This window comes from Belnapia sp. AC561 (assembly GCF_979252845.1).
On the sequence record NZ_CEEDBP010000051.1, the window covers coordinates 1 to 24597 of the forward strand.

A 24597-nucleotide genomic window follows, 5' to 3' on the forward strand; every position below is an offset into this window, starting at 1 on the left:
GGTTGCGAGGGGGGGCGGGTAGGGGCTCAATTCCGCTAAATGCTGCTCAATTCCACTCAATCTGGCTCAATTCGGTAAAATTCGGCTCAATTTTCCTCAATTTTATCCATGCCTGACGATGGGTTGACCGACAGAGATTTGTTTTTGCTGGATTTTTTTTGGGGCCGGTTGGCCACACCTGCCGCTTCGAGGCCTTCAGGCAGGTTTCGATTGATCCGGCCGAGGCAAGACCGCTGGCAGGCGATGCCTTAGCACAATTAGGCGCATATTGAAACGACATTGGCGGGCGCCGGGCTCGAAGGCGCCGTGACCAACGGGCCGCGCCCCGGCCTTGCGTTGACGCTTTCCGGCCCCGCGCCTAGCGTCGCCGCTCCGAAATACCCCTGGGGGAAATGATGGCGAACAAGGTCAAGGCAGCGTGGAAGGCCGGCAAGCCGGTGGTGAATGGCTGGCTCGCCATCCCGAATGCCTTCAGCGCCGAGATGTACAGCCAGGCCGGCTGGGACAGCGTCACGGTCGACATGCAGCACGGCGTGCAGGACTACTTGAGCTGCGTCGCCTGCTTCCAGGGCATGCAGCCCTCCGGCGTCACGCCGATGGTGCGGGTGCCGTGGAACGAGCCGGGCATCATCGGCAAGGTGCTGGACGCCGGCGCCTATGGCGTGATCTGCCCGATGATCAACACCGAGGCCGAGGCGCGCGCCCTGGTGCAGTACTGCAAGTACCCGCCGCGCGGCACCCGCAGCAACGGCCCGATCCGCGCCGGCGTCTACGGCGAGGCCGGCGGCTACCAGAAGACCGCCAACGACGAGATCCTGGTCATCCCGATGATCGAGACGCAGACCGCGCTCGACAACCTGGACGCCATCCTCGACGTGCCGGGGATCGACGGCATCTATGTCGGCCCCTCCGATCTCGGCCTGTCGATGGGGATGATCCCGATCCTGGACCGGGAGGAGCCGAATATCCTCAAGATCTATGAGCGGCTGATCGCCGAGACCTCCAAGCGCGGCATCGCGGCGGGGCTGCACAACAGCTCGCCGAAATACGCGAAGAAGATGATCGACATGGGCTTCAAGCTGGTGACGGTCGGCGGCAACGACGTCGGGCTGATGGTCAATGCGGCCAAGGCGGCGATCAAGGAAGTGCGCGGCTAATACCGCATGGTCGGGCTTGTCGCCGGCCGGCTGGGGCAGATGGTGGTGACCTTGGTCATCGTCTCCGCCCTGGTCTGGCTGGCGATGGGCCTGATGCCTGGCGACCCGCTGGATCTGGCGATGCTGTCGGATCCGGCGATGGGCGCGGCGGACGTGGCGCGGATGCGGGCGCTGCACGGGCTGGATCAGCCGTTGTACCAGCGCTACCTCGCCTGGGCCGGCGCCGTGCTGCGGGGCGACTTCGGCTATTCCCGGCTGTATGCGGTGCGGGCGGCGGATGTGCTCTGGCCGGCGCTGGGCTCGACGCTGGTGCTGCTGGGCTGGGCGCTGCTGCTCTCGGCGGTGGTCGGGATCGGCGCCGGGGTGTGGGGCGCGGTGCGGCGCGGGGCGGCGCCGGTGGCGGATGGCGCGGCGATCCTGGCGCAGTCGGTGCCGAGCTTCTGGCTGGGGATCATCCTCATCATCGTCTTCGCGGTGGGGCTCGGCTGGCTGCCGGCGGGGGGCAGCGCCGAGGCCGGGGGCGTGCTTGAGGCGGCGCGCTTCCTGGTGCTGCCGGTGGCGACGCTCGCGCTGGTGAATGCGGCGGCCTACCTGCGCCATTCCATGGCGGCGATGCAGCATGAGATGGCGCAGCCCTACATTAGGACGGCGCGGATGAAGGGGCTGCCGCCGCGCGCCGTCATCTGGGGCCATGCCTTCCGCAACGCGGCGATCCCGGTGGTGACGGTCGCGGCGCTGGATGCCGGGGCGCTGGTCTCGGGCGCGCTGGTAACGGAGACGATCTTCGCCCGGCCGGGGATGGGCAAGCTGATCTACGACAGCATCATGGGCAACGACTACAACCTGGCGCTGCTGGCGCTGCTGCTGGCCGGGCTGGTGACGATGCTGGCAACGCTCGCCGCCGACGTGGCGCAGCGGCTGATCGACCCGCGGCTGGCCGGCTGATGCGGCTTTGGCTGGGCCTGGGCTTGCTGGGCGCCCTGGCGCTCGGCGCGGCGGCGGCACCGCTGGTGCAGTCCTTCCTGGGGCATGACCCCTTCGCGCCGGACCTCTTCTCCCGCTTCGGCGAAAGCTCGGCCGAACATCCGCTCGGCACCGACGAGCTGGGGCGGGACGTGCTGCTGCGGCTGCTGTTCGGGGCGCGGGTGTCGCTGGCGGTCGGCGTCGCAGTGGCGCTGGGGGCGACCGGGCTCGGCACGCTGGTCGGGCTGGTGGCGGCCTGGCGGGGCGGCTGGGCGGATGCGGTGCTGATGCGGCTGGCGGATGGGCTGCTGGCGCTGCCGGCGCTGCCGCTGCTGGTGGTGCTGGCGGCGGTGGATACCGGGCGCTTCGGCCTGCCGCGGGGCGAGGCGGCCGCCGACATCGCCCGCATCGTGCTTATTCTCGTCGTCTTCGGCTGGGTCGGGGTGGCGCGGCTGGCGCGGGCGGCGGCGCTGGGCCAGCTATCCCTGGACTACGTGGCGGCGGCGCGGGTCTCGGGCGCTTCCGAGGCGCGGGTGCTGTGGCGGCACGTGCTGCCGAACATCGCCGGGCCGGTCTGCGTCGCCGGCGCCCTGGCCGTCGCCGGGGCGATCCTGGCCGAGAGCACGCTGAGCTTCCTGGGCTTGGGGATCCAGCCGCCGGCGCCGAGCTGGGGCAACATGCTCTCCAACGCGCAGGAGATGGTCTTCGCCGCGCCGATGGGGGCGGTCTGGCCGGGGCTGGCCATCCTGGCGGCGGTCGCCGGCTGCACCCTGGTGGCGGATGGGCTGCGGCGCGCCTGATGTGTTGCACTGCGGCAATCCGGCCGCTAGGCTGGGCTACTCGTCAGGACCCGGTGCAAATCCGGGTGGCTCTTCCGGCCGCCGATCCGCCGGACAACGCCTAGGGCGCCACCGCAGGACGGGGCGCGAGGCTTGATTTCCTTATGCAAAACATGAATGGCTCCCTGCGGGCCTGGTTCGCCAATCCGCGTGCCGAGATTCTCTCGGGCATCGTGGTGGCGCTTGCGCTGATCCCGGAGGCGATCGGGTTTTCCGTCATCGCCGGGGTCGATCCCAAGGTCGGGCTCTATGCCTCGGTCGTCATCGCCATCGTCATCGCCTTCATGGGCGGGCGGCCGGCGATGATCTCGGCGGCGACCGCGGCGACCGCGGTGCTGATGGGCGGGCTGGTGCGCGACCACGGGCTGCAATACCTGCTGGCGGCGACCATCCTGATGGGCGTCTTCCAGCTTCTTGCCGGCGCCCTGCGGCTGGGCCGGCTGATGCGCTTCGTCTCGCAGTCGGTGATGACCGGCTTCGTCAATGCGCTGGCGATCCTGATCTTCCTGGCGCAGTTGCCGGAGCTGGTGGGCGTGCCGGTCGCAACCTATGGGCTGGTCGCGCTCGGGCTGGCGATCATCTACCTGGTCCCGCGGGTGACCAAGGCGGTGCCCTCGCCGCTGGTCGCCATCGCGGTGCTGACGGCGCTTGTGGCGGGCTTCGGCCTCGATGTGCGGACCGTCGCGCATCTCGGCGCGCTGCCGAGCACCCTGCCGAGCTTCGCGCTGCCGGATGTGCCGCTGACCTGGGAGACCTTCCGCATCATCGCCCCGGTCTCGCTGACCCTGGCGGCGGTCGGGCTGCTGGAATCGCTGCTGACGGCGCAGATCGTCGACGACCTGACGGATACGCCGAGCGACAAGAACCGCGAATGCTACGGCCAGGGCGCGGCGAACATGGCCTCCGCGGTCTTCGGCGGCATGGGCGGCTGCGCGATGATCGGACAGTCCGTGATCAACGTGACCTCGGGCGCGCGGGGGCGGCTCTCGACGCTGGTCGCCGGCGTCTTCCTGCTCGCGCTGCTGGTGCTGCTGCAGGACCTGTTGGCGATCGTGCCGGTGGCGGCGCTGACGGCGGTCATGGTGATGGTCTCGATCAACACCTTCTCCTGGGCCTCGGTCGCGCGGCTGCGAAGCAACCCGGTGCCGTCCTCGGTGGTGATGCTGGCGACGGTGGTGACCACGGTGGCGACGGCGGATCTCGCCAAGGGCGTGCTGGTCGGCGTGCTGCTGTCCGGCGTGTTCTTCGCCGGCAAGGTCTCGCGGCTCAGCCGGGTGAGCTCGACGCTGTCGCCGGATGGGCGGGAGCGGCGCTACGTGGTGGAGGGGCAGGTCTTCTTCGCCTCCGCCGGCACCTTCGCCGAGGCGATCGACCTGCAGGAGGAAGTGGAGCGCCTCGTCATCGACGTGGGCGCGGCGCATTTCTGGGACATCTCGGCGGTGGGCGCGCTGGACAAGGTGGTGCTGAAGGCGCGCAAGCAGGGCAAGGCGGTCGAGGTCGTCGGGCTGAATGCGGCGAGCGAGACGATGGTCGAGCGCTTCGGGGCGCATCGGCAGGCGGGGGCGGAGGCGCCGCTGCACTGACGGCGGGGGCCGAGGGGAGCGTCGCTTCCCTCGGCCAGGCTGTCTCCTAGCGGCCCTGCTGCTTCCGCCAGGTCGCCAGCAGCTCCCGGTTGGCCGGATCGGTCATCGGATAGAGGCCGCGGATCGTGTGGCCCGCGGCGACGCGGGATTGGACGAAATCCTCGACCACCGTCTGCTCGAAGGCTTCCTCGGCGATCTGGTCGGCCAGGTGGGCGGGGATGCAGACCACACCCTCGCCGTCGCCCACCATGATGTCGCCGGGATAGACCGGGACCTCGCCGCAGGCGATCGGCACGTTCAGGTCCACCGCATGGTGGCGGATGAGGTTGGTCGGGGCGCTGGGCGCGGCGTGGTAGACCGGCCAGGGCATCTCGGCCAGTTCCGGCGTGTCGCGGAAGCCGCCGTCGGTGATGGCGCCGGCGGCGCCGCGGGCCATGAGGCGGGTCAGCAGGATGCCGCCGGCGCTGGCCGCCTTGGGATCGCCGCGGCTGTCGACGACGAAGACCGCGCCTTCCGGGCATTCCTCGACGCCGACGCGCTGCGGATGCGCGGGGTCGAGGAAGGCCTCGAGCTTGTCCAGGTCCTCCCGCGCCGGGATGTAGCGCAGCGTATAGGCAGGGCCGACGAGGCGCGGCGCGCGCGGGTTGATCAGCTGCGGGCCCTGCAGGAAGAGGTTGCGGAAGCCGTGCTTGAACAACACGGTGGTGAGGGTGGCGGTGCTGACCGTGGCCAGCTTGCGGCGGGTTTCGGGATTCATGGCGTGCTCTCGGCGGTGAGGTGGGGGGCGAGGAAGGCGGTCAGGCGCGCGCCGAAGCGGGCATCGAATTCCGGGTCGCGGGCGGCGCCATGGCCGCGGGGTTCGGCCGGGCGGTCGAGCAGCAGGGCTTCGATGTGGCGGTCGGCCATGGCGCTGCGGAAGGCGCTGGCGCGGGCCTCGGGGTCCGGGTCGTAGGGGTCGTCGCGGAACAGCACGAGCGCGGCGCGGGCCAGGCAATCCGGCGCGGCGGCGGCCAGGGCTTCGCGGAAATCAACGAGGGCCTGGGGCTTGCGCGCGTCACTCGTGCCATGCGCGGCGGGGGCCAGCAGCAGCATCGCATCGGCCAGGTGCGGAGTGCGGAGCGCGGCCAGGGCGATGAAGGCGCCGCGGGATTCGCCGATGACGGCGACCTGGCGATAGCCGCCGGCCCGCAGCGCGGCGGTGCCGGCGGCCAGCGCCTCGGCCCCTTCCGCCAGCGGGTCCCGGGTGCCGATGCGGTCGAGGCGCCAGAGGTCCCAGTCACCCATCCGGGCGGCGAAGGGCGGAAGGGTGGGCGGCGGGCCCTCGGTGTAGTGGGCATGGGCCCAGACCAGGGCGCCGCGGGCCAGGGCCGGGCCGCGCTGCGGGCCTTCGGGGGCCTGGCGCAGGGTGCGGCCCTCCGCGGCGGCCAGGGCGGGCGCTGGCAGTAGGGCGGTCAGCGCGAGCAGGGGGCGGCGGGGCAGGGCGGGGCGCATGGCGGCGGCTATACCATGCGGCGCGGCCAGGCGGCCTTCGGCATGGGCTCCATGGCGGTGAGGTCGGGCTCCTCGGTCGCGCCGAGGCCGGGGACGTCGAGGCTGCGGAGGTCGAGCTGGCCGGCGCGGATCGAGAGGCGCGGGCCGCGCGGCGTATCGGCGTAGAGCGTCGGATGGGCTTCCAGGAAGCGCACCGCCTCGGCCTTGGGGCGTCCCGCGAAGCCGTCGATGAAGTGGTGGCCGTTGCGCTCCACATGGGTCAGGCCGAGCAGCGCGACCAGCGCCAGGTCCTGCTGCACGCAGACGCCGGCCAGCGTGGTCAGGTCCTCGCCGGACATGAAGTAGTCGGTCTCCTCGTCGGCGGCGTTCCAGGCCTCGCAGCGGGCGCGGTTGAGCAGGGAGCGCCAGAAGCCCTTGCAGGATTTGGAGGAGACGCCGGTATAGTCCAGCCCCTTCGCGGTGACGAAGGCATCGAGCGCGCCGTCGCTCTCGTCGATAATGACGGGGCGCTCGCGGGCCAGGGCGCGCATGCTGGTCTCGAGCGCGCGGGCGCGCTTCACCGGCTGCTCGACGTAGAGCACCGAGGCGCAGAGGCGGGCGAGGCGCGGCTCGGCCCGCATCGCCTGCCAGAGTTCGGCGGCGCCCTCGGCATCCTCGTACTGCTCGTTGCCGTCGAGCGAGACGTGGTAGGTCGCCATGCTGTCGATGACCGCGGCGATGCGGCAGAGCCGGTCGACGTCCTGCGCGACGTTGCCCATGACCTTCAGCTTCCAGAAGGTATGGCCATAGGTGGCGGCGACCTCCTCCAGCGTCTCGGGCAGGCCGTCGGCGACGCGCGCCGGCTGGTCGGCGGCGGTGATGGGGTCGACCAGCCCGACGGTGTGGCGAGCGGCGATGCGGCGGGCGGGCTTGAGGCCGGCGAGCAGCGCCGGGAAATCGAAGCCGGCGAGGTCGGGTGCCACGGCATGCGGGGCCAGGCCGCCGATGTTGCCGCGCATGCCGGCAAAGACGCTGGTGTGGTGCAGCTTCAGCAGGGCGTCGAGCGCGGCGCGGTCGACCAGGGCGCGGCCGTAGCTGGCGACGAGGGGGTTCAGCGCCTCCCGCCCGCAGGCGGCGACATGCGCGGCATAGGTATCGGCGTAGTGGCCGAAGGCGGTATTCGCGCCGGCGGCCAGCGAGGCCTCGGTGGCGAGTTCGAGCGCGCGGCGGAGCTGGTGCTCGTTGTCGGCATCGGTCAGCGCCGCATCCTTGTCGAACCACTTGGCGGCCAGCGTCTCAGCGGCGAGGCCCCAGCCCTCGCGGCCGGCCTCGTCGCGGATGCGGACACGGACCACCGCCTGGCGGCCCTGCGTCACGGTGATGACGCCGAAGCGGAAGGGCAGCCGCAGGGTGAAGGGCCATTCGCGGCATTCGATCGCCGTGATGGCGAAGCGTGGCGCGCTCATGCCGCAGCCTCCAGGGCGCCCTTGAGGTAGCCGGCGGCGAAGGCGGCGCTGCCGGGTCCGTCGGGGAGATACTCGAAGGGCTCGACGCCGCAGACCCCGGCGTAGCCGTGGCGGCGCAGGGTGGCGAGGATGGGGGCGAAGCGGTCTGCGCCCTGGCCGGGGGCGCGGCGGTTGCGGTCGTTCAGGTGGATATGAGCCAGACGGCCGGTCGGCAGCCAGCGGTCGAGCAGGGCGGTGACCGGCTCGGCCTCGCCGTTCCCGGCGGCGCAGACGTCGAGCATGGTGCGCAGCGCCGGGTTGCCGATGCGGTCGACGATGGCGACGGCCTCGGCCACGGTGGTGGCCCAGTTGGTCTCCCGCGCGGCCAGCGGTTCCAGGCAATAGGTCAGGCCGGCGGCGGCGGCCCATTCGGCGATGCGGGCCATGGTCGCCTCGGCGCGGCCGGCATCGCCCTCCGCCGCGACCTGGCGCTGGCCGGGAGAGCCGTGGACCAGGTAGCCGGCGCCGAGGTCGGCGGCGAGGCCGATGAGGCGCTCGATCACGTCGAGGGTGCGGGCGCGGATGGCCGGGTCGGCGGTGGTGATGGAGAGGCCGGCGGGGGCGATCAGCAGCCAGTGCAGGCCGGTGATGGCCGTGCCGGCATCCGCCGCGGCGCGACGGACCTCGGCGCGGCGGGAGGCGGGGAGCAGGTGCGGCGCCTCGGCATCCAGGGTGAAGGGCGCCACTTCCAGCCCGGCGTAGCCGAGGCCGGCGGCCAGGGCGCATTGGGCCGGGAAGGGCAGGTCGCGCACCACCTCGTTGCAGAGGGCAAATCGCATGATCGGGTCTCCGCCCAGGAAGCGGCAGGCTGCGCGGAACCGCGGGCGGCGTCCAGCGCGCGCGAGCCTTGGGGGCTCACTCCGCCGGCCGGGTCGCGGCGAAGCGGCGCCGGACATCGGCGAGGTCGGACGGGTTGGCGATCTCGCGCTCGGCATCCTGCAGCACCAGGCCGGCATGGCGGCGGAGCGAGGCCTGCCGCGCCGGGTCGGCCTCCACGCCGAGGACGGCGGCCAGCACCTCGAGCAGCCGGATCAGCACGGCGGCATTGCCGGCGGCGCTCTGGCGGATGAGGTGGAACATGGCATCGGTGAGCCCGTCGTAGTCGAAGGGCGGCACCACCAGCGCCGGCCGGTCCTCCCGCAGGAGGACGCCGCTCGACAGGTGCAGCGGCGCCAGCTCGCAGAGCGCGGTGCCGAGCCGGTCCAGCACGCTCATCGCGGTATGCGGGTCGTTGATGCCGGGCGAGAGGGCGCGGGCCGCGACCTCGACCAGCTGGCGGACGGCGAATTCCAGGTCGTCGGCGCTGGTGCGCTGCGGGCCGAGCGCGGTGGCGCGGTGGATGGCGGCCTCGGCGCCTTCGGCCGGCCGGGTCAGCCAGGCGATCGGGGCGCCGGGGAAGACATGGTCGCCGGGGCGGACCAGCAGGCGGACCGCGGTGCCCTGCTCGGCCGCCCAATCGGCCAGCCCGGCCTCGTCCAGGTGCTGCAGGTAGCCGCGGCGGGCGTCGCGCACCACGGTCGCATCGCGCCAGAGCCCGGGCGGCGGCGGGGGCGGGCCGGGCTCCGGCCGGGCGAGGCGGTGGATGGCGCCGCGCACGTCCTCCGCCACCAGCTCGATCACGGTATCCACGTTGATCCGCCCGGCGATGTGGCCGACGAAGAAGACCAGCATGCCGACGCAGACGAAGGCCAGCAGGAGGCCGACGCTCAGCGCCAGGTCGGGGATGAAGCCGCCCTCGTCCGTGGTGCGGACGCTGCGCAGCACCATCAGCGCATAGGAGAAGGTGCCGAGGAAGGCGCCGAGGGTGAGCTGGTTGCTGCGGTCCCGGGTGAAGTTGCGCAGCAGCCGCGGACCCATCTGGCCGGCGGCGAGCGAAAGTGCTGCGATGGTGATGGAGAAGACGGTGCCGGCTACGCCGATGGTGGAGGAGGCGACGGCGCCGAGCAGGGTGCGCGCCCCGGTCGCGCCGCCGTCGTAGAGCCAGCCGCTGTCGGCCCAGCCGGGCGGGACCAGCCCATGGCGATCCACCAGCACCAGCAGCCGGGCGGCGACGATGCCCGCCAGCACCATCAGGCCGGGCAGCAGCCAGAAGGTTTCGCCAAGGTCGGTCAGCAGCTTGCGAAGTCTGGCGGTCATGGGGGGATCCGGTCCGGTGGCGGGGTGCCAACGCCGCCGCGGACCGATGGTCCCGGGGCGGGGTCGGTCAGGGAGGGCATCGTCACCGAACCAAACGGCCCCCCGGTTGTTGAGCCCCCGGTTCGGCCGCACCCCCCGCGGCCGTCGGCCGAGGAGAGTGGCGTGAGCACCGGGTTGATCGCTTTGCTGGATGATGTCGCGGCCCTGGCCAAGGTCGCCGCCGCCTCGCTCGACGACGTGGTGGGGCAGGCGGGCAAGGCCGGGACCAAGGCGCTCGGCGTGGTGATCGACGATGCGGCGGTGACGCCGCGCTACGTCACCGGCTTCGCCGCGGCGCGGGAGGTGCCGATCGTCGCGCGGATCGCGCTCGGCTCGGTGAAGAACAAGCTGCTGTTCCTGCTGCCCGGCGCCCTGCTGCTGAGCAGCTTCGCGCCCTGGACCATCACGCCGCTGCTGATGCTGGGCGGCACCTATCTCTGCTACGAGGGGGCGGAGAAGGTGCTGCACGCCCTCTTCCCAGGCCCGGCGGAAGCGCATGAGGCCAAGGTCGGCATCGCCCCGCCCGATCCGAAGGCGCTGGAGGAGCAGCGGGTCGCCAGCGCGATCCAGACCGACTTCATCCTCTCGGCCGAGATCATGGCGCTGACCCTGGCCACCCTGCCGGCGAGCTCGGTGGTGATCCAGGCGGCGATCCTGGCGGTGGTGGGCATCGGCCTGACCCTGCTGGTCTATGGCTCGGTGGCGCTGATCGTGAAGGCGGACGACCTGGGCGTGGCGCTGGCGGGCAATCCGCAGCCGGTCTCGAGCCTGCTCGGGCTGCGGCAGGCGGCGCCGCCGGCCTCGGGCGCGGACCGGGCCTTGCGGCCGGTGACCCAGGCGCTGGGGCGCGGGCTGGTGGTCGGGATGCCGCATTTCCTGTGGCTGCTCGGCATCGTCGGGACGGCGGCGATGCTCTGGGTCGGCGGCGGGATCATCCTGCATGGGCTGGAGGAATTCGGCGTCACCGCGCCGGGGCACTGGGTGCATGACGCATCGCTCTGGGCGGCGGCGGCCTTGCCGCCGATCGGCGGGGCGGCCGGGTGGCTGGTGACGGCGGTGCTGTCGGGCCTAGTCGGGCTGGCGCTGGGGGCGGCGGTGATCCCGCTGGCGCAGGGCGTGCTGGTGCCGGCGGTACGCTGGGTGAAGTCGCTGCTGCCGCGGCGGACGGCTGCGGTGCCGGAGTGAGGCGCGGCGCGGTCAGCGCGTCGCGGCCTCCAGGAAGCGGATCAGGGCGGCCATGTCCTCGGCATTGCCCAGGGTCTGCACCGGCATCCGGGTGCCGGGCGTGACGATATCGGGGCCGCGGGTGAAGAGATCGGCCACCGTTTCCGGCGTCCAGGTGATGTCGCCCCGGGCGAGGCGCGGGGAATAGGCATAGCCGGGCAGGCTGCCCATGCGGCGGCCGAACAGGCCGTGCAGATGGGGCCCGGCCATCGGCGGGGCATCCGCCGTCAGGGCATGGCAGGCGGCGCAGGCGCGGAAGGCAGCAGGCGTTGCGGTGGCGGCGGCCTGGGCCGCCAGCGGGCCGAGCGGGCTGCCGGTCGCCACGTCCCAGCGGCGGACCAGCCGGTCCTGGCCGCCGGTCCAGAGGGTCTTCCCATCGGCGGCGAAGGCAAGCGACCAGACCGGGAGGCCGGGCCCCTCGAGCGTGCGGCGGAGGCGGCCCTCCGACCAGAGGGTGATGCTGCCGCCGAGCGAGGCGGCGGCAAGGGTGGCGCCATCCGGCGTGGCGGCCAGGGCGATGATGGGGCGGGTGCCGGCGGCCAGCGCGCGGCTGGTGCCGTCGGCGGCGATGAGGTGGAGGCTGCCGTCGGCGCCGGCGCTGGCGAGTTCCCCCTCCGGCAGGGCGAGCAGGGCATTCAGCGGCAGGCCGAATTCGGCCAGCGTCCGCGGGCCCTGGCTGTCCCAGAGGCGGATGGTCCCGTCGTAGCCGGCGCTCGCCCAGGCGGTGCCGGTCCAGGCCACGGCATTCACCGGGCCCTGGTGGCCTTCCAGCACGCGGACGCCGCCATCGGGCGACCAGAGGCGGAGGGTCGCATCCCAGCCGGCGCTGGCGAGCGTGCCGTCGGGCGCGGCGGCCAGGGCGGCGACGGGGGCGGCGACGGGGGCGGCATGGCCCTCGAGGATGCGGGACGGGGTATCGCTGCCGCCGGGCGGCCAGAGGGCGATGCGGCCATCCTCACCGGCGCTGGCCAGTGTTCCATCCGGCAGGACGGCCAGGGCATTCACCGCGCCGCCATGCCAGCGGATGACGCGGCGGGCGGTGGCCGTGGCGGGGTCCCAGAGGATGATCGCCTGGTCGAAGCCGGCCGAGGCCAGCAGCGGTCCGAGCGGCGCCAGGGCCCGGACCGGGCCGCCATGGCCGGCGAGGTCCTGGGCCGGGAGGGCCCGAGGGAGCAGGATGGGCAGCAGCAGGAGGAGCAGGAGCAGCAGGCGCATGCGCCAGCATGTGGCGGCCGGGGCGGCCGGCGCCAGGGGGCGTTACCTGCCGCCGAACCGCGGCGAAACGACACGGGCAGGGGGAGTGGCGCGGATGCGGCGGTTCGGGGTGGCCGAGGGGATGCTGGCGGGGGCCTTCGCGGCGCTGACCTTCCACCAATCGGCGGCGGCGGTGCTGCATGCGCTGGGCTGGTTCCCGGTAGCGCCCTTCGATCTCTCGGCCGGTCCCGGTGGAATGCCGGCGCTGGTGAAGGCCCTGCTGTGGTCGGCCGGCTGGGGCGCGGGTTTCGTGCTGCTGTGGCGGCTGCCGGGGCTGCGGCGGCTGCCGCTGGTGGTCGCGGCGACGGGCTATGCGGCCAGCCTGCCGGTGGTCTTCCTGTTCGTGGTGCTGGCCTGGTGGAAGGGGTCTCCGCTGGCCTATGGCCTGCCGGCGGGCCTCGCTTCGGCGGTGGTTCTGGCGCATGCCGCCTGGGGCTTCGGGATCGCGCTTTGGCTGGCCGGGATGCGCGGGTTGCTCATGCGGTGATGCCGCCATCGACGTGGATCACCTGCCCGGTGATGTAGCCGGCGGCGGGGGAGGCGAGGAAGGCGATGGCGGCGGCCACGTCCTCCGGCGTGCCGAGGCGGCGCATCGGGATGCGGGCGATGCGCTCCTCGAAGGCCTTGGGGTCCAGCGCGGCATGGGCGCCGGGGTCCTTGCGGGTGAAGCCGGGCGCCACGGCATTCACCGTGATCGCCGGCGACCATTCCAGCGCCATGGCCTTCACCAATGCCTCCAGCGCCGCCTTGGCCGCGGCGGAGGCGGGGAAGACCGGCGTGCCGAGCTGGAAGACATGCGCCACGAAGGAGGAGACGGCGACCAGCCGCGGGTCCTGCCCGGCGGCGAGGTGCGGCTGCGCGGCGCGGGCGAGGCGCAGCAGGGCGAAGGCGATTGCGTCGTGGCTGGCGGCGAAGGCCGGGTCGGTGAGCGAGGCGAGCGGCGTGCGGTCGGCGAAGCCGGCATTGGAGACGAGGACATCGAGGCCGCCGAGCGCTTCCGCAGCCTGGGCGACGAGGCGGGCGGGGGCCTCGGGCTCGGCGAGGTCGGCCAGCAGGACATGGGCGGTGGCGCCGGCGGCGCGGGCGGCGGCGGCGACGCGCTCGGCGCCCTCGTGGTTCTTGCGGGTATGGACGGCGATGGCGGTGCCGGGGCCGGCCATGGCGCGGACCACGGCGGCGCCGATGCCGCTGGCCGCGCCGGTGACGAGGATATGCCGTTGGGGTGTCATTGCCATTTCCGTCGCTCTGGATGGGTCGGTCGTGCCAGCATCCTCGGGCCGGAGACGGCGCTGCGCAAATCGCCGGTGACGGCGCAAGAACTCAACCGGAGGACGACCCATGAAGACCCTGTCGCGCCGCGGTGCCCTCGGCGCCGCGCTCGGCCTTGCCGCCAGCAGTGCGGGCCTGGCCCAGCAGGCCTGGAGCCCGCCGGAGCCGGCGCAGCGCTGCCCCAGCCGCTGGGGGGCGGCGGATCGCCGCGGGGCGATGAACCGGCAGACGCCGGAGACGGTCAAGCGCGCCGCCGGGCTGGTGCGGACGGGGGAGATCGTCGAGCTGGGCCAGGTGCTGGCGATGGACATGCCGCTGCAGTCGACCCGGCAATTCCATATCCATACCAAGCCCCTGGCGATGAACCCGCAGGCCAACCGGCGCGGCTCGAACGAGGAGATGGTGATCGGCGAGATGGGCCAGGTCGGCACGCAATTCGACATGTTCCCGCACCAGACGATCGGCGGGCAGACCTACAACTGCGTCGATATCGCCGGCATCGCGACGCGCAACGGCTTCCGCGAGATGGGCGTCGAGACGGTGGGCAACATCTTCACCCGCGGCGTGCTGCTGGACATCGCCGGGCTGAAGGGCGTGCCGATGCTGGGGGAGAATTACGAGATCACGGTCGAGGATATCGAGCAGGCGCTGCGCCGCCAGGATTTGGCGCTGGCCGAGGCGGATGCCGTGCTGTTCCACACCGGCTGGGGCGTGCTGTGGGGCAAGGAGAATGCCCGTTACATGGCGACCAACCCGGGGATCGGCGTCGCCGCGGCGGAGTGGGTGATCCAGCGCGGGCCGATCCTCATGGGGGCGGATGTCTCGACGGTGGAGGTCTCGCCGTCGAAGACCATGCCGCAGGCCAGCCTGCCGATCCACCAGATCGCGCTGGTGGCGAATGGCGTGCATCTGCTGGAGAACCTGAAGCTGGATGTGCTGGCCACCAAGGGCCGCTCCGAATTCGCGCTCAACGTGCAGCCGCTGAAGCTGAAGGGGGCCACCGGCAGCACCGTCGCCCCGACCGCCATACTCTGAAAGACTGATGAGGGTCCGGGAGAATGGCTTCTCCCGGCCTTGCTTCCGTTTATGACGCCGGAGGTAATCGGCGCAGGCCGCTGCCCCGGGCTAGGCTGCGCGCCATGGACCTCGCCCCCATCCCCAAGGAAGCGCCGATCGGTGCCCTGCTGCGCGCCTGGCGGCAGCGGCGGCGGCGCAGCCAGCTCGACCTCGCGCTGGATGCCGAGATCTCGCAGCGGCATCTCTCCTTCGTCGAGAGCGGCCGGGCGGCGCCGAGCCGGGCGATGGTGCTGCGGCTGGCAGAACAGCTGGAGGTGCCCTTGCGGGAGCAGAATGCGCTGCTGCTGGCGGCCGGCTTCGCCCCGCCGCATGCCGAGCGGCCGCTGGACGACCCGGGCATGGCGGCGGCGCGGGGCGCGGTGGAGCTGATCCTGCAGGCGCAGGCGCCGAACCCGGCGCTGGCGGTGGACCGGCATTGGCAGCTGGTGGCGGCGAATGCGGCGGTGGCGCCGCTGCTGGCGGGCGTCGCCCCGGCGCTGCTGGCGCCGCCGGTGAATGTCATGCGGCTGGCGCTGCATCCGGCGGGGCTGGCGCCGCGGATCGCCAACCTGGCGGAATGGCGGGCGCATCTGCTGGAACGGCTGCGGCGGCAGGTGGCGGCGAGTGCCGACCCGGTGCTGGCGGCGCTGCTCGCCGAGCTGGCGGCGCTTGGGCCGGGAGAGGCGGCGGGCGGGCATCCGCTCAAGGGGCAGGAGCCGGCCAAGGGGCATGAGCCGCCCAAGGGGCATGAGCCGGGCGGCATCCTGGTGCCGCTGGAGCTGGAGACGGCCGAGGGGCGGCTCTCCCTGATCTCGACCACCACGGTCTTCGGGACGCCGGCCGAGGTGACGCTGTCGGAACTGGCGATCGAATCCTTCTACCCGGCGGATGCGGCGACGGCGGCGCGGCTGCGCCGGCTGGCGGGCATTGCATGAGCGGTTGGGCCCCCGCATCCTCCGGCGCATCAACCAGGGGGGGTGACGTGGTGCTGACGGTGCTGGAGCCCGAGGGGCTTTATCCGGATACGATTCCCGAGCAGGAGATCCTCGGCCCGGGGGTGCGGATGATCCAGGGCAATGCCAAGGCCAGCCTGGCGGACCTGCCGGATGCGCTCTGCGCCGAGGTCGACGGGCTGATGACCTTGCGGATGTGGGTCCCGGCGGAGCAGATCGCCCGCTTCCCCAAGCTGAAGGTCATCGTCCGCATGGGCGTCGGCTACGACCGGGTGGACCGGGCGGCGGCGGCGGCGCGGGGCATCACGGTCTGCAACCTGCCGGACTACGGCACGCAGGAGGTGGCGGAATTCGCGGTGCTGCTGGCGGTCTCGCTGCGGCGCGGGCTGATCCTGTATCATGACACCCAGCGGGGGCCGTCCCCGGCGCCCTGGGCGGTGATGCCCTCGGCCATCGTGCGGCGGCAGGAGGTGCAGACCTTCGGCATCCTCGGCCTCGGGCGGATCGGCGTGGCGGCGGCGCTGCGGGCCAAGGCCTTCGGCTACAAGGTGGTCTTCTACGACCCGAACCAGCCGAATGGCTGGGACCGCGCGGTCGGCATCCAGCGGGCGCGGACGATGGACGAGCTGCTGGCGCAATCCGACGTGCTCTCGATCCATTGCCCGCTGACCCGGGCGACGCGCGGGCTGATCGGGGAGCGGGAGCTGCGGCTGCTGCCGAAGGGCGCCGTCGTGGTGAATACCGCGCGCGGGCCGATCCTCGACATCGATGCGCTGGAGCGCTGCCTGCGCGACGACCATCTGGCCGGCGCCGGGCTCGACGTGATCCCGGAGGAGCCGCCGGTGGAGCCGATCCCCGGCCTGCTGCGGGCCTACCGGGACCAGGAGGCCTGGCTGCGCGGGCGGGTGGTGATCACCCCGCATATCGCCTTCCACTCGCCCGAGGCCTGGCGGGACATCCGGATCAAGAGCATCGAGACGATGCGGGATGTCCTGGTCGAGGGCCGGCGGACCAATGTGATCGCACCGGACGCGGATTAGACTCAGGCCCGTGCCGCCGGGCCGGGGGCGGCGTCTCGCGCAATGGCCGGCGATGGCTTGGGTGCCGTCCCGGCCGGCTCGTTGTGGCGCTGCCATAATATGGGTTTCAACAAAAAAATTCTTTAATAAGGCGTAAAGCCAAGTAATTTATTGGTCCGAAATAAATACTCGAATAAGCGTGAGCACGAATTACTGTGCGGAATAAACGAAAACTTGGCTGATTTCTGGGTGTTTCAGTGGCTCGCCGAACCAAATGGCGACGCTCAAGGAAAGGGAAACCCCATGGCGAACAACAGCAACCCCGGCAACTTCGCCAATGACCGTGAGAAGGCCCGCGAGGCCGGTCATACCGGCGGCACGCATCAGGGGCAGGAGAACAACCCCGGCAATTTCGCCAACGACCGCGAGAAGGCCCGCGAGGCCGGCCATACCGGCGGCACGCACCAGGGCAAGGAAAACAACCCCGGCAACTTCGCCAACGACCGCGAGAAGGCCGCGGAAGCCGGTCGCCAGGGCGGCCAGGCCAGCCATGGCGGCGGTGGTGGCCAAGGTGGCGGTGGTGGCCAGAGTGGGGGTGGTCAGGGCGGCGGTGGCCAGGGCAGCGGCAGCGGCGGCAATTTCGCCAATGACCGCGAGAAGGCCAGCGAAGCCGGCCGCAAGGGCGGGCAGGCCAGCCATGGCGGCGGGCGCAGCTAGGACGCCAGGTTGCCGATAGGCCGAAAGCCGCGCCCCGGGCCAGTCATGGCCCGGGGCGTTGCTGTATCTGCCAGAAACGACCGCCCGGGGTAGCCGCGCAAGAAAGCATCCAGGGCGGCATGGCCGTGCAGTCCGGTCCCGGGCGGCACTCCTGCCGTTGTTGTCCTCGGGCATTACTGCCACCGGGCTGCGGTTCCTGCCGGGGATGCTCGCGCCTCAGGGCCGCAGGGCCTGGCCGTTCCATGGCCTCGGCAGGACATATCCGGGACCGGCCGGGGCCATGGCGGCTTCAAGGCCGTCGAGCATCTCCTGCAGCTCGAAGGGCTTCCGCAGCACCGGTGCCGAGGCATGCAGGCCGAAGGGCAAGGCATCGTCGGAGCCGGTGGCGATGAGGAGGGGGATGCCGAGCTCCCGCAGCCGGGCCGCGACCGGCGTCGCCGCCGTGCCGCCGAGGTTCACGTCGAGGATCGCCACGTCGATGCCGCCCGCCGTCCGCGCCGCCTCGATGAGGGCCATGGCCGCGGGCACGGTTGCGGCCGGGCCGACGACCTCGGCGCCGGCATCGAGCAACCAGTCCTCGAACAGCATGGCGATCAGCGCCTCGTCCTCCACGACGAGGATCCGCAGGCCGAGCAGGATTGGCGTGTCATGAGCCATGGGATGGCCTCCATGTGGTGCGCCGGCCGCAGCGGCCGATGCTCCCCGGCAGGAAGTCCCCGGCGGGTGGGCCGGGGGACCCTCCCCCCGCCGGACATCCCATACCTGGAGCAACCAGGGGGGAGGCGCAGTACGCAACCGCACGCCTCGGGCGAATTTGCCGGTGGAGCAACCGCAATGCGGTTACTCCGGCGCGGAGGGATCCCTTGGGGCCGCGCGAGGCGCTACGGATTGCGCCGGGCGAAGGCCACCGCATAGACCGCGTCGCGGGCGGCGAAGAAGGGATCGTCGCCGCGTGCCAGCCCGGGCAATTCCTTGGCCGGCAGGAAGCCGATGGGCTTCTCCGCCTCGGCGGTGTCGGGCACCGCGCCGGTCACCAGGATGCGGCCGAGGTTGACCACGCGGCGTTCCTCCGGCCAGGCGATGGTGGAATCGTTGGTGGGGTCGCCGGGCTCGCCGATCTGGGCTTCCAGGCGGAAGGCGACGGGGCCGGCCTTGGTGCGGGCCTGCAGCTCGTCGAAGAGGGCATTGGGCGGGCTGGCGGCGGCTTCCTCGGCGCTGCGGGCGGCGTAGCCGGCCTCGGGGATGATGCGCCAGCGGATGTTGCGGGTCTCCCCGGCGGCATTGGTCAGGCGGAAGGCGTGCAGGGCGAAGTAGCTTTCCGTGCCGAAGCTCTGCGGCATCGGCTTGAGGCCGGCGACGAAGCGCTGCGCCGCGGGATGGCTGCCGATGAAGCGCTGCAGCGCGGTGGGGGAGGGGCTGCCGGGCGGGCTGGCCTGGGCGGCCTCGTTGAAGGCGATGAACTCCTCCGGCGTCGGCGAGACGAAAACCGGCATGTTGATGCACATGAGATCGGTGGAGCGGCCGTCGGGCAGCTGGAAGGTCATGGCCATGCCATGCACCGGCACCGCCTTGTCCGGCACGGCGATGACGCCGCCGGCCAGCGAGAAGCGGATGACCATGGGCACCGGCTGGCCCTGGAGATGCGGCGCGGTGCTGAGCATCGCGGCATCGGGCGTGGCGGTGAAGGTGCCGGAATAGACCGCGCCCTTGGCGTGGTTGACGCGGCGGCCGGGCAGAACCTCCGGATTGTTGTGCGACATGACGTCGAAGAGGCGCTGGCCGAGCGCGAGGTCGGGGCTTGTCTGGGCAAAGGCCGCAGGGGCAAAGGCCGCAGGGGTGAAGGCCGGCGGGGCGAGGGCGAGCAGCGAGGCGAGCAGCAGGGTGCGGGACTGCATGGCGGGGCTCCGGACGGTGAAGTCCTCCGCTAGGCCAGCCCGGCGCGCTTGGCCATTCACCCGTTGGTGCAGACCGGGATGGGATTGCGGCCCTGATGGACGCAATTGGTGCCGACCGGGCTGGGTTCGGCATAGGCGCAGCCGGTGAGCAGGGTGGCGAGCAGCAGCAGCAGGGCGGGACGGTTCGGCAGCATGGCGGCGGACCCTTGGGGTGGAGGCCGATCATGCACCGGCGCGGCGGACCGGTCGCGTGAAGCCGCCGCCATGCATGCGCGCCCATGGTTAACCCGTGGATGCCCTCAGGCCGCGGCGGCGCGGGAGAGCCGGCGCCAGCGCGCCAGCATCAGCAGGGCGACGATGCCGAGGCCCGCGGCGAGGCCGAACCACAGCCCGACCGGGCCGAGGCCGCCCCAGCCGAGACCGCCGAAGGCGAGGCCGACGCCGATCGGCATGCCGAGGCCCCAATAGCCCAGCGCCGCGAACAGCATCGGCACCTGGGTATCCTTCAGCCCGCGCAGCGCCCCGGCGGCCACCGCCTGCACCCCGTCGGCCAGCTGGAACAGGCCGGCGATGGTCAGCAGCACCGCGCCGAGCGCCGCGGCGGCGGCGGCCTGGGGCTCGGTCGGGTTGAGGAAGGCCCAGGCGATGGGCCGGGCGGCGAGCACCAGCAGGCAGGCGGTCGCCACCATGAAGCCGGCGCCGAGGCCGATGGCGACCCAGCCGGCGCGGCGGGCGCCGGCCAGGTTCCCGGCCCCGGCGAGCAGGCCGACCCGGGCCGTCGCCGCCTGGCCGATGCCCATGGGCACCATGAAGGTCATGGCCGCGGTCTGCAGGGCGATGGCATGCGCCGCGACGGCGACCGCGCCGAAGCCGCCCATGGCCAGGGCGGCGGCGCTGAAGACGCCGATTTCCAGCAGCATCTGGCCGCTGATCGGCAGGCCGATGCGGAAGGCCTCGCGCAGCCGCTCCGGGTCCAGCCGCCAGAAGCGGCCGAGCAGGCGGAAGCGGCCGAGCCGGCGGTCGCGCGCCACCACCCACAGCAGGCCGCCGAGCATGAGCAGGTTGGCGAGTGAGCTGGCGAGGCCGGCGCCCTGGATGCCGAGGCCGGCCCAGCCGCCGATGCCGAACACCAAGAGCCAGCCGAACAGCGCATTCGCCACCACCGCGATGCCGGTGACCAGCAGGGCAGGGCCCGGCCGTTCCATGGCGGCGAGGAAGCCGCGCAGCACGATGAAGCCGCAGAAGGGGATCAGCCCCCACATCATGGCGCGGACATAGCTGCCGGCACCCTCGGCCAGGGCCGGGTCCTGCCCCAGGGCGCGCAGCAGCGGTTCGGTGTTCCAGAGGACCAGCAAGGAGGGGACCAGCAGGATGAGCGCGGCGACCAGGGCGCTGCGGGCGCCGCGCCTGATCTGCCGCACCCAGCCGCGGCCATGCCCGGCCCGCTGCCCATGGCCGCGGGCCTGGGCCAGGATGGGGCCGGCGGCCAGGGCGGTGCCGAGCGCGGGGGACATCAGGGCCCAGTAGAGGTTGGCGCCGAGGGTGGCGGCCGCCAGCGCCTCGGTCGAGAGCCAGCCGAGGATGATGGCATCGGTCATGGCCAGGGCATGCTGGCTGAGGTTGGTGAGGGCGAGCGGCCAGGCGAGGCCGAGCGTGACCCGGGCTTCCGCCCGCCACCCGCTGCCGTGTTTGCGTTCCATGCGCGGGGGTGTAGCCCGGGGGCGATGACGCACCTATGACATCAGGCCGCGGGCAGGATGGAAGCGGGTGACTTCCGCGCTAGGTTGCCTCCGGGCCACAGTGCCTCACCCAGATTGCCCTACCCAGATTGCCCTACGATGAACTCGTCCAGGATCGGAGTGCCCCCCATGCAACGCCGCGCGCTGCTCGCCGCCCCCCCCGCCGCCGCCCTCGCCGCGGCCAGCCTGCTGCCCGTCGCGGCCGAGGCCCAGGCGGCGCCGATCCTCACGGAGGAATTCATGGTGCCCTCGGGCACCCCGGGGATCGAGATCTTCGTCCGCAACAAGCGGCAGGAGGGGGGGACGCCCCGGCCGGACCGGACGCTGCTGTTCATCCACGGCGCCACCTATCCGGCGAGCACGGCCTTCGACCTGCCGCTGGGTGGGCTGTCCTGGATGGACTACATCGCCGGGCGCGGCTTCGATGTCTGGTGCATGGACCTGCCCGGCTATGGCCGCAGCACCCGCCCGCCGGAGATGGCGCAGCCGCCGGAGGCCAGCGCGCCGCTGATGCGGGGCGAGCAGGCCGTGGCGATGATCGGCGCGGTCAATGCCTTCATCCGCCAGCGCCGGTCGCTGCCCAAGATCGTCCACATGGGCTGGTCCTGGGGCACCGGGCTGCAGGGGCGCTTCACCGCCGACAATCCGGCGGTGGTGGAGCGGCTGGTGCTCTATGCGCCGCAATGGCTGCGCGAGGGGCCGAGCCTGGCGGCGGCCAATACCGGCGGCGAGCTGGGGGCCTATCGCTACGTCACCCAGGCGCAGGCGCGGGAGCGCTGGATGACCGGCGTGCCCGAGGCCAAGCGGGCGGCGCTGATCCCGCCCGGCTGGTTCGAGCATTGGGCCGGCGTCACCTGGGCAACCGACCCGGAGGGGCTGCGGCGCAACCCGCCGGCCTTGCGGGCGCCGAATGGCGTGGTGCAGGACAGCCGGGAGTTCTGGCAGGCCGGCAAGCCCTTCTACGACCCGGCCAAGATCACCGCGCCGACCCTGCTGGTAGTCGCCGAATGGGACCGGGACACGCCGCCGACGATGGCCAATACGCTGTTCCCGCTGCTGACCAACAGCCCCGGCAAGCGGCTGGTGCAGCTGGCGGAGGGGACGCATTCCATCATCATGGAGCGGAACCGCGGCGCGCTGTTCCAGGCGGTGCAGGTCTTCCTGGAAGAGACCATCGCCTAGCTTCACGGGGCTCGCGGCGCGGGGCATCCTTCCGGGCAATGAACCGGGAGGATCGCACCATGCATCGACGTGGGCTGTTGCTGGCCATGCCTGCCGCCCTGGCTGCCGCCGCTTTGGCCACCCCCGCTTTGACCACCCCGGCGCTGGCGCAGCCGCGCTGGGCGCCGGAGCGGACCATCCGCATCATCGTCGCCTTCCCGCCGGGCGGCTCGACCGATGTCGTCTCCCGGCTGATCGCCGAGCAGCTCGGCGCCGCGCTGGGCCAGGCGGTGGTGGTGGAGAACCGGGGCGGCGCCTCCGGCATGATCGGCACCGAGGCGGTGGCGCGGGCGGTGCCGGATGGCCATACCCTGCTGATGACCGCGAGCGGGCCGCAGGCGATCAATCCCAGCCTGTTCCCGAGCGTGCCCTATGACGCGGTGAAGGGCTTCGCGCCGATCATCCTGGTCGCGGTCTATCCGCTGCTGATGGTGACGCCGATGGACCGGGCGCCGCGGACGGTCGGCGAGTTCATCGCCCGGGCCAAGGCCAATCCCGGCCGGCTGAACTACTGCTCGATCGGCACCGGGCAGCCTTCGCACCTCGCCGGCGAGCTGTTCAAGGCGATGGCGGGGATCGAGATGACGCATGTGCCCTATCGCGGCAGCGGCCCGGCGGTGACGGCGACGATGGCGGGGGAATGCGACGTGCTCTTCGACAGCGCGCTGTCCTCCGGCCCGCAGGTGCGGGGCGGGCGGCTGCGGGCCCTGGCGGTGAGCACGCTGGAGCCGGTGGCGTCCTGGCCGGAGCTGCCGACGGTGGCCCAGGCGGGCGGGGACGCGGGGCTGGCGGGCTACGATGCCTATACCTGGAATGCCCTGGTGGCGCCGGCCGGGACGCCGGAGCCGGCGGTCGCGCGGCTGAACGAGGAGGTCGGGCGCATCCTCGCCGCGCCGCGGTTCCGGGCGCAGCTCGAGGCGCAGGGGGCGGTGCCGGGGGGCGGGACGCCGCAGGCGATGGCGACTTTCCTCGGCAGCGAGATCGCCAAATGGGCGGCGGTGATCAAGGCGGGCGATATCCGGCCGGAATGACCCCTGCCCTTGCCGCCGCGGGATGGCTAGGCTGCGGCGGGTGCCGAACCGGAGGACGCCATGGCCTTGCCGACCCGCCTGCTGTGCCTTGTGGCCCTGATCGGCGCCTGGGGCGGGGTTGCCGTGGCGCAGGCGCCGGACCCGAGCTTCCGGCTGACCAACCGGACGGCGCGGACGATCAACGAGGTCTACGTGGCCTCGGCCGGGGTGAACAGCTGGGGGGTGGACCGGCTGGGGGACAAGACCCTGGGCTCGGGCGCCAATACCACCATCCGGCTGCCGGCCGGGCAATGCGTGAACGACGTGCGGGTGATCTTCGACAATGGCGAGGCGACGGAGCGGCGGCGGGTGAATACCTGCAGCCAGGGGGATCTGGTGTTTCCCTAGGGCGCCTGGCGCCACAGGCCCTGCGCCGCCAGCCAGTCCTGTACCACCTGCGCCACCTGCCGGTTGTTGCGGTCCATCATCATCATGTGGCCATTGCCGTGGATCCCGCGCTCGGGCAGCGAGACGACGTCGACGCTGCCGCCGGCGGCCCGGACCTTGGCAAAGAAGTCGAGGCCGCGCTGGCGGATGGCGGGCCAGCGGGCGTCCTGCTCGATGTAGTCGCCATAGACCGCGAGGATGGGGATGCCGCGGAGCGCCGCCAGCGCCTCGGGCGTGGTCTCGCCGGTGCCGGAGGGCTCGATCAGCACCAGGGCGCGGACCCGGGCGGGCAGCGCCTGAGCGGCGCGGAAGGCGAAGAAGCCGCCCTGGCTATGGGCCAGCACCACCGCGGGTTCCACCCGGGCCAGCAGCGCCTGGTAGGCGGCCAGCGTCGCGGCATCGTTGGTGGTCCAGCGGGGGACCACCTGGCGCATGAAATTGTCGTAGGCCTCGGCCGGGAATTGATTGCCCGGCAGCAGGGTGCGGCTGTGGTGGCTGCCGGGGCCGGCGCCGATGCGGAAGCGCTCCCAGGGGTCGGCGGTGGTCAGGAAGATGGGCTCGCCGGCGAAGATCTCGGGCGACATGGCGAAGCCGGCGCGGCCGCGTTCCACCGCATCCGAGACATAGGTCGCCCAGCCGCGGCGGAGGAAGAACTGGCTCCAGCCCTCGCGCCCGTCCGGGGTCGATTCCCAGGTGGTGCCGGTGAGGCCGCCGCCATGCCAGAGCAGCAGCGGCGCCTGGCCGCGCAGCGCGGCGGGGATGTGGTACTGCACGTACATCGCCTCGGCCTGGTAGGTGCCGTTGGGGTCGATGCGGGCGGGGATGCTGCCGGGGACGAGCTGGACCTCCCGCGCCGCCTTGCCGGAGACCGTGACCTCCCGTCCGCCGATGTGGAAGCTGCCCATCGTGGCGAGCGCCAGCGGCGGCTCCGGCTCGGCGGCCAGGGCGGCGCCGGCGACCCAGGGGGCGAAGAGCCAGGGAGCGAAGAGGGCGGCGAGCAGGCGGTGGCGCGGCATGCGAGTTCCCCGAAGCCTTGTTGCGGCCACGGTATCCCTTCACGCGAGCGTTGACACCCCGGCCGGGCAGACCCAGCCTTATGCC

At 72.4% G+C, this 24597-nt stretch carries 25 protein-coding genes and 1 other annotated feature; of the genes, 13 read left to right on the forward strand and 12 right to left on the reverse strand.

What is annotated here, in order from left to right:
* Positions 1-395 precede the first annotated feature (395 nt).
* The 4 genes from AC0IW9_RS27260 to AC0IW9_RS27275 all read left to right on the forward strand — a co-directional run bounded on the left by AC0IW9_RS27260 (position 396) and on the right by AC0IW9_RS27275 (position 4542).
* Positions 396-1157, forward strand: a complete 762-nt coding sequence (locus AC0IW9_RS27260; protein ID WP_471651447.1) for an HpcH/HpaI aldolase family protein — start codon at positions 396-398, stop codon at positions 1155-1157.
* A gap of 6 nt (positions 1158-1163) precedes the next feature.
* Positions 1164-2102 carry an ABC transporter permease gene (locus AC0IW9_RS27265; protein ID WP_471651448.1) on the forward strand — a complete coding sequence of 313 codons (939 nt, stop codon included), beginning with the start codon at positions 1164-1166 and terminating at the stop codon, positions 2100-2102.
* Positions 2102-2920 (forward strand): ABC transporter permease, encoded by an 819-nt coding sequence (locus AC0IW9_RS27270; protein ID WP_471651449.1) that lies wholly within the window; start codon positions 2102-2104, stop codon positions 2918-2920. Before AC0IW9_RS27265 ends, AC0IW9_RS27270 begins: the two co-directional genes overlap by 1 nt.
* 43 nt (positions 2921-2963) lie before the next feature.
* Positions 2964-3019: a sequence feature (sul1 is cis-regulatory element that is thought to sense ions involved in sulfur or methionine metabolism; They are found in Alphaproteobacteria), on the forward strand.
* 53 nt (positions 3020-3072) lie between these two features.
* Positions 3073-4542: a SulP family inorganic anion transporter gene (locus tag AC0IW9_RS27275; protein WP_471651450.1), complete on the forward strand. Its 1470-nt coding sequence runs from the start codon at positions 3073-3075 to the stop codon at positions 4540-4542.
* A gap of 46 nt (positions 4543-4588) precedes the next feature.
* On the opposite strand, the gene AC0IW9_RS27280 is transcribed toward AC0IW9_RS27275, so the two are convergent.
* The 5 genes from AC0IW9_RS27280 to AC0IW9_RS27300 all read right to left on the reverse strand — a co-directional run bounded on the left by AC0IW9_RS27280 (position 4589) and on the right by AC0IW9_RS27300 (position 9653).
* Positions 4589-5299: a ribonuclease activity regulator RraA gene (locus AC0IW9_RS27280; RefSeq protein WP_471651451.1), complete on the reverse strand. Its 711-nt coding sequence runs from the start codon at positions 5297-5299 to the stop codon at positions 4589-4591.
* Positions 5296-6033 (reverse strand): hypothetical protein, encoded by a 738-nt coding sequence (locus AC0IW9_RS27285; protein ID WP_471651452.1) that lies wholly within the window; start codon positions 6031-6033, stop codon positions 5296-5298. Before AC0IW9_RS27285 ends, AC0IW9_RS27280 begins: the two co-directional genes overlap by 4 nt.
* Before the next feature lie 8 nt (positions 6034-6041).
* The gene (locus AC0IW9_RS27290) at positions 6042-7478 is read right to left on the reverse strand and encodes a mandelate racemase (protein ID WP_471651453.1); all 1437 of its coding nucleotides are present in this window, start codon (positions 7476-7478) and stop codon (positions 6042-6044) included.
* Entirely contained in the window at positions 7475-8296 is an 822-nt protein-coding gene (locus tag AC0IW9_RS27295; RefSeq protein WP_471651454.1) for a sugar phosphate isomerase/epimerase family protein, read from the reverse strand. Before AC0IW9_RS27295 ends, AC0IW9_RS27290 begins: the two co-directional genes overlap by 4 nt.
* Before the next feature lie 76 nt (positions 8297-8372).
* Complete coding sequence (locus AC0IW9_RS27300; RefSeq protein WP_471651455.1) at positions 8373-9653, reverse strand: DUF2254 domain-containing protein; 1281 nt, start codon at positions 9651-9653, stop codon at positions 8373-8375.
* Positions 9654-9815: 162 nt separating this feature from the next.
* Between AC0IW9_RS27300 and AC0IW9_RS27305 the strand changes: the two genes are divergently transcribed.
* A complete protein-coding gene (locus AC0IW9_RS27305) occupies positions 9816-10877 on the forward strand; it encodes a DUF808 domain-containing protein (RefSeq protein ID WP_471651456.1) in 1062 nt (353 codons plus the stop codon).
* Positions 10878-10889: 12 nt separating this feature from the next.
* Here the strand turns inward: AC0IW9_RS27305 and AC0IW9_RS27310 are convergent, their stop codons facing one another.
* Positions 10890-12131, reverse strand: coding sequence for a hypothetical protein (locus AC0IW9_RS27310; RefSeq protein ID WP_471651457.1), 1242 nt, complete (start codon positions 12129-12131; stop codon positions 10890-10892).
* Between AC0IW9_RS27310 and AC0IW9_RS27315 the strand changes: the two genes are divergently transcribed.
* Positions 12130-12657 (forward strand): hypothetical protein, encoded by a 528-nt coding sequence (locus tag AC0IW9_RS27315; RefSeq protein ID WP_471651458.1) that lies wholly within the window; start codon positions 12130-12132, stop codon positions 12655-12657. The genes AC0IW9_RS27310 and AC0IW9_RS27315 overlap by 2 nt on opposite strands.
* Here the strand turns inward: AC0IW9_RS27315 and AC0IW9_RS27320 are convergent.
* On the reverse strand, positions 12647-13399 hold the full coding sequence (locus tag AC0IW9_RS27320; protein ID WP_471651459.1) for an SDR family NAD(P)-dependent oxidoreductase: 753 nt from the start codon (positions 13397-13399) through the stop codon (positions 12647-12649). The two genes, AC0IW9_RS27315 and AC0IW9_RS27320, sit on opposite strands and share 11 nt — an antisense overlap.
* Positions 13400-13508: 109 nt before the next feature.
* Here AC0IW9_RS27320 and AC0IW9_RS27325 point away from each other — a divergent pair, with 109 nt between their 5' ends.
* The 4 genes from AC0IW9_RS27325 to AC0IW9_RS27340 all read left to right on the forward strand — a co-directional run bounded on the left by AC0IW9_RS27325 (position 13509) and on the right by AC0IW9_RS27340 (position 17184).
* Positions 13509-14474: a cyclase family protein gene (locus tag AC0IW9_RS27325; RefSeq protein ID WP_471651460.1), complete on the forward strand. Its 966-nt coding sequence runs from the start codon at positions 13509-13511 to the stop codon at positions 14472-14474.
* A gap of 104 nt (positions 14475-14578) precedes the next feature.
* Complete coding sequence (locus AC0IW9_RS27330) at positions 14579-15430, forward strand: MmyB family transcriptional regulator (RefSeq protein ID WP_471651461.1); 852 nt, start codon at positions 14579-14581, stop codon at positions 15428-15430.
* Positions 15427-16488 (forward strand): NAD(P)-dependent oxidoreductase, encoded by a 1062-nt coding sequence (locus AC0IW9_RS27335; RefSeq protein WP_471651462.1) that lies wholly within the window; start codon positions 15427-15429, stop codon positions 16486-16488. The genes AC0IW9_RS27330 and AC0IW9_RS27335 overlap by 4 nt, the downstream gene beginning before the upstream one ends.
* A gap of 213 nt (positions 16489-16701) precedes the next feature.
* Positions 16702-17184, forward strand: coding sequence for a con-10 family general stress protein (locus tag AC0IW9_RS27340; RefSeq protein WP_471651463.1), 483 nt, complete (start codon positions 16702-16704; stop codon positions 17182-17184).
* A 216-nt stretch (positions 17185-17400) separates the two neighbouring features.
* On the opposite strand, the gene AC0IW9_RS27345 is transcribed toward AC0IW9_RS27340, so the two are convergent.
* The 4 genes from AC0IW9_RS27345 to AC0IW9_RS27360 form a co-directional block, all read right to left on the reverse strand.
* Positions 17401-17841 (reverse strand): response regulator, encoded by a 441-nt coding sequence (locus AC0IW9_RS27345; RefSeq protein ID WP_471651464.1) that lies wholly within the window; start codon positions 17839-17841, stop codon positions 17401-17403.
* Positions 17842-18065: 224 nt separating this feature from the next.
* On the reverse strand, positions 18066-19079 hold the full coding sequence (locus tag AC0IW9_RS27350; protein WP_471651465.1) for a catalase family peroxidase: 1014 nt from the start codon (positions 19077-19079) through the stop codon (positions 18066-18068).
* A 56-nt stretch (positions 19080-19135) separates the two neighbouring features.
* Positions 19136-19273 (reverse strand): hypothetical protein, encoded by a 138-nt coding sequence (locus tag AC0IW9_RS27355; RefSeq protein WP_471651466.1) that lies wholly within the window; start codon positions 19271-19273, stop codon positions 19136-19138.
* Between the two features lie 105 nt (positions 19274-19378).
* A complete protein-coding gene (locus AC0IW9_RS27360; protein WP_471651467.1) occupies positions 19379-20779 on the reverse strand; it encodes an MATE family efflux transporter in 1401 nt (466 codons plus the stop codon).
* Positions 20780-20947: 168 nt separating this feature from the next.
* On the opposite strand from AC0IW9_RS27360, the gene AC0IW9_RS27365 reads away from it, so the two are divergent.
* The 3 genes from AC0IW9_RS27365 to AC0IW9_RS27375 are packed head-to-tail and all read left to right on the forward strand — an operon-like array spanning position 20948 to position 23457.
* Complete coding sequence (locus AC0IW9_RS27365; protein WP_471651468.1) at positions 20948-22000, forward strand: alpha/beta hydrolase; 1053 nt, start codon at positions 20948-20950, stop codon at positions 21998-22000.
* Between the two features lie 59 nt (positions 22001-22059).
* Positions 22060-23070 (forward strand): tripartite tricarboxylate transporter substrate binding protein, encoded by a 1011-nt coding sequence (locus AC0IW9_RS27370; RefSeq protein ID WP_471651469.1) that lies wholly within the window; start codon positions 22060-22062, stop codon positions 23068-23070.
* A 60-nt stretch (positions 23071-23130) separates the two neighbouring features.
* Positions 23131-23457: a hypothetical protein gene (locus AC0IW9_RS27375; protein ID WP_471651470.1), complete on the forward strand. Its 327-nt coding sequence runs from the start codon at positions 23131-23133 to the stop codon at positions 23455-23457.
* Here AC0IW9_RS27375 and AC0IW9_RS27380 read toward each other — a convergent pair.
* A complete protein-coding gene (locus tag AC0IW9_RS27380) occupies positions 23454-24512 on the reverse strand; it encodes an alpha/beta hydrolase (protein ID WP_471651471.1) in 1059 nt (352 codons plus the stop codon). The genes AC0IW9_RS27375 and AC0IW9_RS27380 overlap by 4 nt on opposite strands.
* Positions 24513-24597 lie beyond the last annotated feature (85 nt).